At 69.3% G+C, this 13,684-nt stretch carries 12 protein-coding genes and 1 pseudogene; 5 read left to right on the top strand and 8 right to left on the bottom strand.

The features are described from left to right. Window positions 1-3: 3 nt before the first annotated feature. Together OG289_RS40300 and OG289_RS40305 are read right to left on the bottom strand one after the other, a co-directional pair. The gene (locus OG289_RS40300; protein ID WP_327318944.1) at window positions 4-252 is read right to left on the bottom strand and encodes a hypothetical protein; all 249 of its coding nucleotides are present in this window, start codon (window positions 250-252) and stop codon (window positions 4-6) included. Window positions 253-479: 227 nt separating this feature from the next. Further along, window positions 480-1,748, bottom strand: coding sequence for a DUF418 domain-containing protein (locus OG289_RS40305; protein ID WP_327318945.1), 1,269 nt, complete (start codon window positions 1,746-1,748; stop codon window positions 480-482). 211 nt (window positions 1,749-1,959) lie between these two features. Here OG289_RS40305 and OG289_RS40310 point away from each other — a divergent pair, with 211 nt between their 5' ends. Then, window positions 1,960-2,175 carry a hypothetical protein gene (locus tag OG289_RS40310; RefSeq protein WP_327318946.1) on the top strand — a complete coding sequence of 72 codons (216 nt, stop codon included), beginning with the start codon at window positions 1,960-1,962 and terminating at the stop codon, window positions 2,173-2,175. Between the two features lie 161 nt (window positions 2,176-2,336). On the opposite strand, the gene OG289_RS40315 is transcribed toward OG289_RS40310, so the two are convergent. Continuing rightward, on the bottom strand, window positions 2,337-2,990 hold the full coding sequence (locus tag OG289_RS40315; protein WP_327318947.1) for a response regulator: 654 nt from the start codon (window positions 2,988-2,990) through the stop codon (window positions 2,337-2,339). Between the two features lie 190 nt (window positions 2,991-3,180). Here OG289_RS40315 and OG289_RS40320 point away from each other — a divergent pair, with 190 nt between their 5' ends. Next, window positions 3,181-4,377, top strand: coding sequence for a DUF418 domain-containing protein (locus tag OG289_RS40320; RefSeq protein WP_327318948.1), 1,197 nt, complete (start codon window positions 3,181-3,183; stop codon window positions 4,375-4,377). A gap of 377 nt (window positions 4,378-4,754) precedes the next feature. Then, a pseudogene (locus tag OG289_RS40325) lies at window positions 4,755-5,049 on the top strand (ABC transporter ATP-binding protein); the annotation flags it as partial. A 66-nt stretch (window positions 5,050-5,115) separates the two neighbouring features. Here OG289_RS40325 and OG289_RS40330 read toward each other — a convergent pair. From OG289_RS40330 to OG289_RS40350, 5 genes are all read right to left on the bottom strand, one after another. After that, window positions 5,116-7,356: an MMPL family transporter gene (locus tag OG289_RS40330; RefSeq protein ID WP_327318949.1), complete on the bottom strand. Its 2,241-nt coding sequence runs from the start codon at window positions 7,354-7,356 to the stop codon at window positions 5,116-5,118. A gap of 87 nt (window positions 7,357-7,443) precedes the next feature. Continuing rightward, window positions 7,444-8,028 carry a hypothetical protein gene (locus OG289_RS40335; RefSeq protein ID WP_327318950.1) on the bottom strand — a complete coding sequence of 195 codons (585 nt, stop codon included), beginning with the start codon at window positions 8,026-8,028 and terminating at the stop codon, window positions 7,444-7,446. A gap of 288 nt (window positions 8,029-8,316) precedes the next feature. After that, window positions 8,317-9,243 carry an acetylglutamate kinase gene (gene argB / locus OG289_RS40340; protein WP_442819121.1) on the bottom strand — a complete coding sequence of 309 codons (927 nt, stop codon included), beginning with the start codon at window positions 9,241-9,243 and terminating at the stop codon, window positions 8,317-8,319. 829 nt (window positions 9,244-10,072) lie between these two features. Beyond that, window positions 10,073-10,756, bottom strand: a complete 684-nt coding sequence (locus OG289_RS40345) for an LmbU family transcriptional regulator (RefSeq protein ID WP_327318952.1) — start codon at window positions 10,754-10,756, stop codon at window positions 10,073-10,075. Window positions 10,757-11,428: 672 nt separating this feature from the next. Continuing rightward, entirely contained in the window at window positions 11,429-11,956 is a 528-nt protein-coding gene (locus OG289_RS40350) for a hypothetical protein (protein ID WP_327318954.1), read from the bottom strand. A 278-nt stretch (window positions 11,957-12,234) separates the two neighbouring features. Between OG289_RS40350 and OG289_RS40355 the strand changes: the two genes are divergently transcribed. Next, on the top strand, window positions 12,235-12,744 hold the full coding sequence (locus tag OG289_RS40355; RefSeq protein WP_327318955.1) for a hypothetical protein: 510 nt from the start codon (window positions 12,235-12,237) through the stop codon (window positions 12,742-12,744). A gap of 39 nt (window positions 12,745-12,783) precedes the next feature. Further along, a complete protein-coding gene (locus OG289_RS40360; RefSeq protein WP_327318956.1) occupies window positions 12,784-13,635 on the top strand; it encodes a DUF4097 family beta strand repeat-containing protein in 852 nt (283 codons plus the stop codon). Window positions 13,636-13,684: the final 49 nt, after the last annotated feature.

A 13,684-nucleotide genomic window follows, 5' to 3' on the forward strand; every position in this document is an offset into this window, starting at 1 on the left:
CGCTCAGCGGTAGTCGCTGAGCATGGCCAGGACTTCGTCGTAGGTACCGTTCGCCGCCGCGTCGCGAAAGAACCTGGCACGCTCACCCACGATCTCCCTGGCGTCGGGCTTCTCTCGCAAAAGGTCCACGGTCTCGGTGAGGTAGTCCTCCAGCGGCACGGACCTCTCGTCGTCGTGCCGGCCCAGGAGGGTGGTCCGCATGCCCGGCGGGATCACCTCGATCACCTGGACGCCCCTGCCTGCGAGCTGCACGCGCAGGCGACTCTGACCTGGTTCTTTCCCTCACTCGCTCAGGCTCAGTGCCCCTGCCGCACCACCCGGGGTACGGGCACCCCGCTCGCACTGATCGTGCCCAGCCCCTCGGCGCGGGAGATGCTGCGGATCATCGGCGTCGCTCGGGTTGTCGACGCCTTCCCGTCGCTGGACGCCGTCCCCCACTGCCGGGGTGGAGTGTGGAGGCGTCCCACCCCGGCCGGGTCTCATCGGATGTGCTTCGCCGGCTTGGTGGCGGTGTTGAGCAGGTACTCCAGGGGGCCGCGGCGGAAGTAGCGGGACCAGACGGCGGCGAACAGGATCGCACCGAGGACGAACATGGTCACCGGCGCCCATGACTGCTGGGTGCCCGTTCCGCCGGCCAGGGGCAACGCGGACTGCACGAGGAAGTGGCCGACGTAGGCGGTCAGCGACATGGTGCCCACGGCGACGACCGGTTTCGCCAGGCGGCGCAGTCGCGGGAGGCGGTCCATCGCCGCCGTCGCACCCACGATCACGAGGATCGCGACTCCGACGCTGCCGATGATGTCGAACGTGGTGCCGCTGTGCGGCCCGGCCGTCAGGAGCGACGACGCCGGCATATCGGGGAACGAACCGCTGTCGAGAGTTACGGACCCGCTGTCGAGGGGCAGTGACCCGGAGCTGCCGGACGACGGCCCGTCTTCGGCCGTGCTCCGCAACGCGTCCTTGCCGGCGAGCAGCAGGGACATGCCGTACGCGGCCGCGGTGAGGGCGGCGCCGAGGGCGGCCAGGCGCCACTGGACGGCGGTCGCGGACAGGTCGAGGCGGGCCAGCGCCATGCCGGCGACCACGAACGGAATCCAGGTGATCGTCGGGTAGAAGCCGGTGAGCAGCAGATCGAGCACCCCCACGTCGCTGAGCCGGTGGAGCGGGTCGTAGGCGTTGATGCTCTGCTGGACCGACTCGGTCAGCAGCGAGTTCAGGGCGAACGCCAGCTGGGGTGTGACCAGGGCGAGGGCGGTCGCGATGATCGCGAGTGTTCTGGCCGACAGTCGCACCAGGGGCAGGGCGAGAAGGAAGTAGACGCCGTAGAAGCCGAGGATGATCACTCCGCCGTACTCCATGGCCATCGCGGTGCCCAGCGCCAGCAGGATCACGGCGCGGATCGCGATGCGAGCCTTGGCCTGGCGGCCGGCCAGTCCGGTCTTCGGCTCGCGGCGGCCGGCGATCAGCATCAGTGAGAACCCGGCGAGGGTGGCGAACAGGACCGACGAGTGACCGTCCGCCATGTACCGGACCCAGCCGGCGACGCCGTCCGTGGCCGACAGCGGGGGACCGATGTGCACCACGTACATGCCGAACACCGCCAGCGCGCGGGCCAGGTCCACTCCGACGAGGCGGCCCATCGAAGGACCGGGCGAGGCCGACACGGCGGATTCGGGGGAGGTGCGGGACTGCGGAGGCGAGTTCTCCTGCGGAGCCGGCGTCTCCCGCGGCGGTTGTGTCTGTGTCATACGGAGAATCTCGTGTCGACGTCAGGGGGGCGACCATCCGTCAGGCTTCGGTGACGGCCCCGCCGGTCGGCGGGTATCGCCCTGCCGACCGGCGGAGTCTCGTCCCGACAGGTCCGATGCGACCGGACGGCTGATTCTCCAGCCACTTGGCGGGGGTGGACCCGACGGCCGCCGGATGGGCACTGGTCGGCCGGGCTTCCAGGCTGGAGGCATGACACACCATGCGCGACACCAGGAGACCGGCGCTTCCCTCCCGTCATCGGCCGACGTGCCGGGCCGTGACGCCGTCCCTGACAGGGGCGAGTTCTTGGAGTTCCTCGGCCTGACGCTGACGGCGGGCGCCTTCGTCCTGTTCGTCGTGCGGCCTGAGGCATCCGAAGCGTTGGTGCACGCCCTCGTCACGGGGGCAGCCTCATTCGGCCACTGAGCCGACAGATGGCCCTCGCCTCGGCCCTGGTCGTGCATCTCACGGGCCAGCTGGGCGCGTTCGCGGTCGAGCACGGCCTGGGCATGCAGGGCCCGCTCGTGCTCCCTGACCTCCTCGATCTCCGCCAGCCGCCGTGCCAAGTCCCGGTGCGCCTGGAGGAGTTACCCGAAAAGGACCGGGGTGACAGCGGTGGCCAGGCTGTACACGAAGTCGATCAGCGTCATGGTCCGGCCGGCCTCGGCGAAACCGGACAGGGGCCATGGAACGCTGCTCGCCACGGCGGTCAGGGCGACGCACCCCGAGAGGAGAGGACGGCTGCGGGAGCGTTCGGCCAGGGTGAACAGCGCCACGAGCGGGGCGAGGGCGACCTCTTGCGTCAGTGCGATGGGCAGGGTGAGCAGGAAGACGCCGAGCGGGAACCTGCGCCGGAAGACCAACGCGGCACAGCCGAGCGTGGCCAGCGCGACGCCGAGGCGCGTGTGGTCCCACATGGTCAGCCATACGTCCTCGGCTGCCACCGCCACCAGGACGATGTCGACGACCGGAGCAGGAACCCGCTCCCACAGGGCGCGTGCCCGGCTCATCGCCACCACCGGGGAGTCCGGCATCCGCAGTTCGCGCAGGACGGTCAGCCCGTCGACGTCCGGCATCCGGATGTCCAGCAGCACCACGTCGGGCCGCACCCGGCGGACGGTGTCCACGGCGTCGCCGCCGCTCGCGGTCGCGACGACCTCGATGTCGTCGGACGCGCCCAGAACGAGCCCGAAGCCCGACCGCACCAAAGCCTTGTCGTCCACCACCACTGCCCGGATCACGTGCTCTCCGCCTCACCTTCGTCCCTACCGCCCGGCTCATACCGCCCCGACCCCAAAGCCCCGGAGCGTCCCTGCAGCGTTTCGGACGGCAGCTCCAGCCACCCGGCGGGGTATCGCCCTCCAGTCGGCAGGGGCACGGCAGCCTTCTGCCGGATACTCCGCGGCTCGCCCGGTCTCCAGTCTCAGAGCCATGGCACAGCACGCAGACTCCCCGCCGGCCGACGCACCATCACCTGAACATGAGCGCGGTGAGCCCACGCGGGGCGCGCCCGGCGTGGGCCGGCTGGTCGGACTGGACCTGGCCCGGGGCCTGGCCGTCTTCGGCATGTACGCGGTCCATGTGGGCCCCGCCCCGGGCCAGGACGGTGTCGTCGGCTTCCTGATGGAGCTGGCGCAAGGCCGCTCCTCCGCCCTGTTCGCCGTCCTGGCCGGCTTCGCGGTGGCCCTCATCACCGGGCGCCGCACACCGAAGACCGGGCTGGCCGGCCGCCAGGCCGCCGCCAAGGTCGTCATCCGGGCCGTGATCCTGATGGCCCTGGGCACCGCCCTGACCTTGACCGGCACCCCGGTCGTGCCGATCCTCGCCTTCTACGGACTGTTCTTCCTGCTCGTGCTGCCGCTGTACCGGCTGGGCGCCAAGCCGCTGGCGCTGATCGCGGTGGGCTGGGCCCTGGTGGGCCCGCAGCTGCTGTACGCTCTGAAGCCGGTGTTCGGCGGCCGTGTATTTCTCTCCTACGGCCAGGCCGACGGCCCCGTCTCACTGTTCTTCACGGGCGGCTATCCGGCCCTGACCTGGGTCCCGTTCGTCATCGCCGGTATGGCTGTCGCCCGCTGCGACCTGGCCGCCACGGCTGTCCGGATACGCCTCGCCCTCACCGGCGTCGCCCTCGCCGTCACCGGCTACGGCGGTTCCTGGCTGGCGGTGCGTCTCGTGCCCGGTGCCGCCGAAGCCGTTGGGAAAGCCGAAGAGGGATCGGGCATGTCGTCCGTATCGCCCGACAGCATCGGCATCTTCGGCGACAGCCCGGCCGGAATGCTGGCAGCCGCCCCGCACAGCGAGGCGACCCTGTCCATCGTGGGCGCCACCGGTGTGGCGATCCTGGTGGTCACCGCGTGCCTGGCCGCCATGGACGCCTTCCCCCGGCTGCGCCGCCTGGCGGGGCCCGTCATCGCGGTCGGCTCGATGTCACTGACCGCGTACGTCTGCCACATCGTCGCCATCTGGCTCCTGGACACCGAGGAACTGACCGTCCCGCCCCTGTACATCCTGCTCGGTTTCATCGCGTCCGTCACCGTCCTGGCCACCCTCTGGTCCCGCTTCGTCCAGCGGGGGCCGCTCGAATGGCTCATGGGCAGGGCGACCGGACTGGCCCGGCAGATTCGATAGGACGCATCGGCAGCCGGAGCCGGAACTTCTCCCGGTACAGCGCGAGGTCCTCGGCGACTGCGCCCGAGATGTCGCTCGGCGTGGGTGCGGCGGGCTGTGGGCTGGAGGGCATGACTCCATCAGGGCGGTGTGAGAAGCGGTGCGGGCCGTGATGTTCGAGCCCGCGTCCAGAGTGAGCGGGAGCGGGCTCGCGCAGGTGAGCTGGTCGCGGCGGCCTCTTCCGCTCGAAGAGGAGGGAGGGGCTGTTCGCCATGACGCTCATTTGACGCTCTGGGCGCCCGCACCCGGGACAGAGAGTCGATAATCCGTCTCTGACCTGGGCTTTTCTGTGACTTGTCCAGGCCGACATCTTTCCGATGACGCATCATGTGCAATGCGTGGTCATCGATGAGGCCACCGCTCACCTCGACAACACCTCTGAGGCCGCCGTCCAGGAGGCGCTCACCGGGGCGCCGGAAGGCAGGACCGCGGTCGTGATCGCCCACCGGCTGTCCACCGTGCGGGCAGCCGACCTGATCCTGGTGGTCGAGACCGGCCGGATCATCGCACGCGGCACACACGAGGAGTTGCCGGAGGCCAGGGGGACGCTGTGCCGATCTGCGGCGCACGCGGCTCGGGCCGGAGGCCGGCGAGGCGGCTGAAATCGTGGAAGCGGCGAGCGACAGGGCGTAGCGGAGAGGCGGGGCCGGTGAGCCGTGGAGTGGCTCACCGGCCCCGCCTCATTCCGTCGCGGTGGACTCAGTCCGTGAGGTGGGGCTGGGGGGCGCGCCGCCGGCTCGGCCGGTCCGCCCCGGCGGCCCCCGACAGGTTCTTGCCCTCGACGTCCATGTTCGGCAGCAGCCGGTCGAGCCACCTGGGCATCCACCAGGCCTTGTCTCCCAACAGGGCGAACAGCGCCGGTACCAGGGTCATCCGCACGACGAAGGCGTCGAAGAGAACGGCGATGGCCAGGCCGAAGCCGATCATCTGGATGAAGTCGTTGTCCTCCACGATGAATCCGGAGAACACACTCATCATGATCAGCGCGGCCGCACCGACCACCCGGCCGCCGTACTGGTAGCCGGTCACCACCGCCTCGCGTGTCGAGGCCCCGTAGGCGTAGGCCTCGTGCATGCGCGTCACCAGGAACACCTCGTAGTCCATGGCGAGACCGAAGACCACGCCGATCATGAAGATCGGCATGGTGCTCATCACCGGCCCGGGCTGGTCGACACCGAAGACCTCGGACAGCCAGCCCCACTGGAACACCGCGACGACCGCGCCGAGGGCCGCCGTCACCGAGAGCAGAAAGCCCAGGGCCGCCTTGAGAGGCACGAGGATCGAGCGGAACGCCAGCATCAGAAGGAGGAACGCCAACCCGACCACCACGGCCAGATACGGCAGCAGCGCCTTGTCGAGCGTCTGGGAGAAGTCGAGGAACATCGCCGTCTGGCCGGCCACGAGCACCGCGGCACCTGTCTTGCCCTCGATACCGTCGGCGAGTCGGCGCAAGTCCCTGACCAGCGTCTCGGTCTTCGTGTCACTCGGGCCGGTGGCCGGAACGACGTTGAGGATGGCGGTGTTGCCCGCCTTGTTGAAGGACGGCGGGCTCACGGAGACGATGCCCTTCTGTGCCGCCACGTCCGAACGCACGGTGGCTGCCGTGGACTTGGCGTCCCGGCCCTCGACGACGACCGTCAGCGGCCCGTTGAAACCGGGGCCGAAGGACTCCGTGAGCATGTCGTACGCCTTGCGCTGAGTGGTGTGCGGCGCCATCGTGCCCTCCGAGGGGAGGCCCAGCTGCAGACTGGCGGCGGGTACGGCGGCCGTGCCGAGGCCGACCACGCCGATGATCAGCACGGTGACGGGGCGGCGCAGCACGAATCCCGCCCAGCGGGTGCCGAGGTTCGGCTTCTGCCGGCCGGCCTGCTTGGCGGCCTTGCGCTGCTGGCGGGCCGACAGCGGCTTGCCGTACTGCGCGGCGCGGTCCCTGCGGCGCAGTACCTTGACGGGCGCGAACCCGAGCAGCGCGGGCACGAGCGTGAGCGCGACGATCACGGCCACCGCGACGGTGCCGGCTCCGGCAAGCCCCATCTTGGTGAGCATGGGGACATTGACGACGGCCAGTCCGCCGAGGGCGACGAAGACCGTGAGACCGGCGAACACCACCGCCGAGCCCGCCGTGCCGACGGCTCGTCCCGCGGCCTCGGTGCGCTCGCGGCCCTCGTCGATCTCGGAGCGGTAGCGAGAGATGATGAACAGCGCGTAGTCGATGCCGACCGCCAGACCCAGCATGAGTGCCAGCGTCGACGTCGTGGACGACAGCCCCAGGGTGCTCCCCAGGGCGACGATGCCGCAGATGCCGACGGCGACACCGATGAACGCGGTGAGCAGCGGCATGCCGGCGGCCACCAGGGAACCGAAGGTGATCAGCAGCACGATGGCGGAGACCAGGATGCCGATGGCCTCACCGGAGCCCATCGAACCCTCCGGCGGCAGGGCGTCTCCGCTCATCTCGACGACGAGGCCAACGGCCCGCCCGTCCCGTGCCGTGTCGAGCAGCGCGTCATGGGCCTGTTGGCTGATCTGGGTGGGGCCCACTTCGTAGGCGACGGACCCGTAGGCGGTGGTGCCGTCCTTGCTGACGGCCTGACCGGTGAACGGGTCGACGACCTGATCGACCTGCGGCGATTTGGCGAGATCGGCGAAGAGCGCCTTGACCTCGGCCTTCCTGGCCGGGTCGGTGATCTTCGCACCGCCGGGCGCCCGCACGACGATGCGGGCTTCGGCGCCGTCGGCGCTGAACTCCGGGAACCTCTCCCGCAGCAGGTCGTATGTCTTCTGCGTCTCCGTACCCGGCATCGTGAACGTGTCGGCGGGCAGCGGAGGGGCGGAGGCCGCGGCGACGCCCGCACCGATGAGGACGACGAGCCACAGCAGCAGTGTGGTGCCTCGTCGACGGAAGGAGAAGCGCCCCAGTTTGTAGAGGAATGTGGCCACGGTGGTCGTGCTCCTAACGAACGAGCGGATGGTCGGGACCGAGTTGGGGACCCGGGGGAGTGGCGACGACCGTGCGGCCGACGGTCGTCATGAGGGCGGCTGGGTCGGGGCCGGGCGATCGTCGTCGCTCGGGAGGGGGCAGCCGTTGACGGTCTGGAAGAGTTCGTCGAGCGCGGCCGTGTGCGCGGTGAGAGCCTCGGCGTCGAGCGAGGCCGCGTCGTGTCGTGCAAGAACGGTCCGCAGGGTCGGCAGGCCGCCGTCGGTGGGTATGTACAGGGCGCGTGCCGCGGGGTCCTGGGTCGCGGTGGGGAACACGGCGGCGGCGGCCTTGACGCTGCTCACGTCCGGGAACTGAAGGCGGATGTGTCCTCCGAGAACGGGACCGCCGGCACGCTCGACGTCGCCGGCGCCGGACGGGGAGTCCTGCCCGGCCACCGCTGTCACGTCGAACCGGGGCTCCAGTCCGTGCAGACGCACGGTGACCGTGGCGGATGCCAGAAGATGGCTGACCTGGTCCATGGCCTCGGACAGCACATTGAGCAGGGTGAGTCGTACGGCCGGCTCCATGGTCGCGGTCAGCCGGTCGGCCAGAGCGAGGCTGTCCGCTCCGCCTGCCTCTGCCGTGACCATCAGCTCGTGCCGGAGGTGGTCGACGAACGGCGTGAGATCCATGACGCCATTATGGCGCAGGAGTGGTGCCATGTGTGGGCGGTGTTGTGGTTTGTCAACCGAGTTGGCCAAAAGCGGGCTGTCGTTCCGAGGGTTCCGATGGCTTCACAATGCCTCTGTCGCAAGGTCGTTGAGCCCGATGGCGTGGGCGGTTCAGGTTGGCGCCATGGTGAGGCGGTGTGGCGCAGTGGTGGGACGGTTCTGTCCGAAAGGGGCCGGTGATGAGGGCCGGCGCGGCGTCAATGCGGGGTGGGGTGCCCTGTCGGCGCCACGTCGGCTTCTGATGCCCCGTCAGGCCACGGTCCCGTCGAACTCGTCCGGCACGACCATTGTGCCGATCCCTTCATCCGTGAAGACCTCCAGCAGGATCGAGTGCTGGACCCGGCCGTCGATGATCCGGGCCGTGGTCACGCCGCCTCGTACGGCGTGCAGGCAGCCCTCCATCTTCGGCACCATGCCGGAGCGCAGCTCCGGCAGCAGCTTCTCCAGTTGCGAAGCCGTCAGACGGCTGATCACCTCGTCGGAGTTCGGCCAGTCCTCGTACAGGCCCTCCACGTCCGTGAGCACCATCAGCGTCTCCGCGCCCAGCGCGGCGGCGAGCGCTGCGGCCGCGGTGTCGGCGTTGACGTTGTAAACGTGATGGTCGTCCTGGCTGCGGGCGATCGAGGAGACGACCGGGATCCGGCCGTCGGCCAGCAGCGCCTCGATCGCACCGGTGTCGATGTCGGTGATCTCCCCGACCCGCCCGATGTCGACCGGCTCACCGTCGATCTCCGGCTGATGCCGGGTGGCGGTGATGGTGTGCGCGTCCTCCCCCGTCAGACCCACGGCCAGCGGACCGTGCTGGTTGAGCAGCCCGACCAGCTCACGCTGCACCTGCCCGGCCAGCACCATCCGTACGACATCCATCGCGTCCTCGGTGGTCACCCGCAGCCCGGCCTTGAACTCATTGGCGATGCCATGCCTGTCGAGTGCCGCACTGATCTGCGGGCCGCCGCCGTGCACCACCACCGGCTTCAGCCCGGCATGGTGCAGGAACACCACATCCTGCGCGAACGCGGCCTTCAGCTCCTCGTCCACCATGGCATTGCCACCGAACTTGATCACAACCGTCCTGCCGTTGTGCCGCACCAGCCACGGCAACGCCTCGACGAGGATCTGCGCCTTGGACAATGCTCTCGCCGCCGCGGTGGGCACGGTTGGCTCCTTCGGTGAAATGGCCGGCTGTTTCGGCAGCTGTTCCGTGTTTCTTCCAGAATTCCCGCGTCTGTTCCCGGTGCGTATTCGGCGAAGTGATGCCAGTCACTTGCGCCTGGGGACGGCGTCCCGCGTGGTGGTGTGGGCGATCACCGTGCGGGTGTGCGCGGGCGGGTGCCCGGGGCGCGCATCCAGTGAGGGCCCCGCTCCCTGCGCACAAGGCAGGCCATCGTGCAATCACCCTGGTGAACGGCCAGTTCGATCCTGGAGGTGCCTGATGGTCTTGTCCCAGTCCGACCCACCACGCCCGCAGGTCTTCCCCAGTCGGCCGCCCTCGAACGACTGGTCACCGCCGCGCTCGGCGAGAGGCACGACGAATGGAATCGCTTTCCCACGCCGCCGCCTTTCCGAAGCCGGCATGACGGCCGTCTACGCCGACGACACCACCCCTGTACTTTCCAACACCCCGAACACTACGGATGATTGATTGCCTGCACCATCACAGGGGGCGTGACCCGCCTGGGTGCGGGTCACTCGCAATTCGGGGGGTATTACCTGCGGGCTGAGTTGTCCACCGGGTACCGGTCGAGCGTCCCGTCGACAGGACAGTGATTCGGCGGTATGCCCCGGACCGGGAAAGGCAGAATCCTGCCACGCATCTGCCGATGATCCCGGACCCGAAACGGACGCCGAAGCGGCGGCTGATCAGTTCGGAGCCCGATTGTCGGGGCATATGAACGGGCCATCCGGGACCCGCCCACGCGATGGTGGGGTGCGGGTCCCGGATGGCCCGTCGGCCGTGGCGTCAGGGTCCGAAAGGGCGCGGTGTCACCGTCGTCGGCAGGGCGGCTCAGGCGCTGATGCCGGCCTTCTCCTGCGTCTCCTTGAGCGCGCGTTCCGCAGCGTTGTCGAGCGTCGCGAGCACCCAATCCTCGAAGTCGATGCCCGACTGTTCCGCCGCCTTGTGCCACCACTGCAGCCGATTGCCGGGCACCGCGAGCTTTCGAGTGGGCTCGGCCGATTCCCCGTCGGCCGTGCCGTTCTCCCAGGCCATGCGGATGGCACCGCGCAACTGCTTCGTCGTCCACTTCATCTGTTCGGCGCGGTCGAGCCACCGATCTTGTTCCTCGGTGGGTAATGAGGCGAGTTCGGCGTGGTGCTGGAAGCTCAGTGCGGGGCGCCTGCGGTCCATCTCGAAGCGCCGTGAGACCCATGCGTAGTTGCGCAGGGTCTGGTATTGCAGCCCTGCCGCCCGGATACCGCGCTGATAGCGGTCGCCGTAGTGGTCCTTGCCGTAGACGAGCCAGTCGCCCAGCCACCAGGAGGAGGAACTGAGGATTCCGGACAGCTGGCGTCCGGCCCGTTCCCAGTCGTCGAAGGTCAAGCCGCCGGGTATCTGCAGGCCCACCTTGGTCGTCAGTACCTGGCTGCGTGCCACATCGGCGTTGAGTCTCAGGTGCCTTGCTGCCGTGTCCGGCTTCTTGCGGAACTGCACGACCGTAGAGCCGTCGAGGCCGCTGGCCTGATTGGTCATCGTGTCTCCATGTGAACGTACATCGAGCGGACGAGGACATCGCTAGCCGCTCCTGGAAAAGGGCGAAACACCATGTCTCGGGGAGTCATGTCCATGGGACGGCGCCATGACCGGCCACGTCGCGTGCGGGTGATGCGCCGGTCGTCGGCCCGACTGCTCCCAGTCGGCCGCACCGGGCCACCCCAGCCCTCAGCCCGAATCGGTTCGCCGCTGTCGGCGGTCGGAACCCGCGCCCTACGGAATGTCCGTCGGCGCAGCGCTGAGCGCCCCCGGCCGACATTGGAAGAGATACGTTCGACAGCTCGCCCCGTTCGCCTCGACCACTAGTCCCCCTAGTCATGGCAGATGTCGCCGTCGAAGTGGTGGATAGATCCGGCTGCTTCGAACGGCGTTTCCTAGTAGAACCCTAGTTTGCTTCCTGGTTCAAGGAGGTGGCGCCAATGGGTGCCAATTTTCGCCATCCAGTGCCGCCATTTTCTGCCAGCCCGGAGCGAATCTGCGGGATGCTTTATTCCGCAACTTTGGAGGGAGTGAAGGGTTACAGCCGACTGCGTGACGGGGTTGTCCGGTCATCGGTCGGAAAGGGCCTGCGGGGCGGTAATCAGATAGAAATGCCCTCAATCGGCGCCACGGGCCCGACGCCTGGATATTCCGGGTAATGGGTGAAACGGTCTAGGTGGCCCAGCCCGTGTAGTGGTCCGCCTGCCGCTCGGGGCCGCGGGTGCGCTCGTCGTACTCGAGCACCGCGGACACAGCCCGGACCAGCCAGGCGTTCACCGACAGTCCGTCCCGGCCGGCGGCCTCCTCGATACGGGTCTTGAGGTGTTCCGGAGGCCGGAAGTTGATGCGGGACGTCGTGCGGTCGTCGCTGTTGGCCGTGCCCGGGGCAGTGGGCGCCGGGGGCGGCAACGGGAGCCGGCGGGGATGCTCGAACCCCGAATCCGCGGCCGAGCCGGCCGGCGGTGGTGTGACGACGAAATGGGGGTCGAGCCCCCTGAGTCGGATCTCGACCGCGCCGGGAGCGAGTTCCCGGGTGATCTCGTCCGTGGCAGCCGACAGCGCTTCGAGCATGACCAGCCGCACGGCGGAGGAGAGCGGAGTGACGAGACGCTCGGCGGCCTCACGGGCCCTGTCGTCGCCCACATCGGCCGCGACCAGGAGTTTCTGGCGCAATCCCTCGACATACCGTGTGAGTTCCACGGCGCCATCCTCACACTGCGGTGGCGCCATGCGCAAGCGACGCCTCCCGCCGCGACCTGCGTGACGTGGATCGAGCGGCTCCGGGCAGGGGCGTTGCCGGTCCCCGCCGTGCGGGTGCCAGTCGGCTGATCCTTCCTGGTCGTGGAACGCGCCACTATGGCGCAACCATCGGAGAAACGTTTTGTTGGAAGGGGTGATGCAGGTGTCCATCTCCCTTGCCATTGCCTTCAGTTGATGGTTGCTTGTGCTTGGCGCCATGGATGTGCCACGATGGCGTTATGAACCTGACGCCCCACGTAGGCAGCCTCCGTCGCGAGTCCCTCGCGGCGGCAGAGGCCGTCGGCATGGAGGTCCTCGGGCCCGCGGAGCGCCTGGTGGTGCCACTTGAGGCGTCGGTCCGGCTCACGCGGCTCAGCGCGTTGTCGGCCGCCGCCGACGAGATCGCCAGGGACGTCGTTCCGGGCGCGGTCGACATCCGGCTGCGTGGCCGCGATCCGGGCTTGGCGGTGCTGGTGCCGCCGACCGAAGCGGAGGTCGGACCGCTGTTCGACTCCTTCGACTCCGGTGCCGAACCACCGGCCGACGACGGCCAGGACGCCCCGGCACGCATCAACTTCCGCCCGCCCGGGCCGCTCAAGCCCCGGATGGAGGAAACCGCAGGCGGCGAAGGGCTCTCGGCCAACGCATGGCTCGTCCGGGCCGCCACCAGCACGCTCGACAGCGGCGCCCGCCGCACCGCCCGGCGCGCACCGTCCGAGCAGCAGAACCACATCGGCTGGGCGCGGTAGCCGCCGCGCGTCCCCACCGACTCACCATGGAGGTCCGGCATGGCCACGTTCGACACCCCGGAACCGATCTCGGCCCGCATCGCTGTCACCACGGGCGAGGTCCTGATCACCGCGAGCAAGCGTCTCGACACAGTGGTCGAGGTGCGCCCCAGCAACCCCTCCAAAGCGGCCGACGTCCGGGCCGCCGAGCAGGTCGAGGTCGACTGCAGCCGCGGCAAGCTCGTGGTCAAGGGACCGTCCCTGGGCGGCAGTTCCGGCCCCCCTCCGCACGGCGGCTCCATCGACGTGACGATCGAAGTGCCGGCGGGCTCGACCGTGCGCGGCAGCGTGGCCTGGGGTGTCCTGCGCAGCCAGGGCGTGCTCGGCGAGTGCCGCCTTGAGGTCGCCGAGGGCGACGTACGCCTCGACCGGACCGGTCCGGTGCATCTGTCCACGTCCCGCGGCGAGATCACCGTGACCCGCGTGGAAGGAGACGCCAAGATCGGCAACGGATCGGGAGCGATCCACGTCGATGAGATCGACGGCACCGCGACCATCTCCAACGACAGGGGGGAGGTCCGGATCGGAGAGATCACCGGCAGTCTGCGTCTGACCGGGACGCACGCCGACTTCCGCGTGGACCGCCCTCACGCCAGCGTCGAGGTCAAGACGATCCACGGCGCCGTCCGGATCGCCGAGGTCTCCCGCGGCTCGGTCGAGATCACGGCCTCCTCCGCACAGATCGACGTGGGCATCTGCGCGGGCACCGCCGCCAAGCTCGACGTCAAGACCGTGTCCGGCACCGTACACAACCAACTGCAGGGCGCGGACGGTCCGGCGAACAGCGATCAGATCGTCGAGGTGCGCGCCCGCACCCTCGACGGCGACATCGTCATCCGGCGCGCCCCATGAGCGAGGCGGCCGACGCAGAGTCCTTCCGCACCACGCCGGAACGAGCCAC

This window comes from Streptomyces sp. NBC_01235 (assembly GCF_035989285.1).
In the GTDB taxonomy this organism is placed as follows: Bacteria; Actinomycetota; Actinomycetes; order Streptomycetales; family Streptomycetaceae; genus Streptomyces.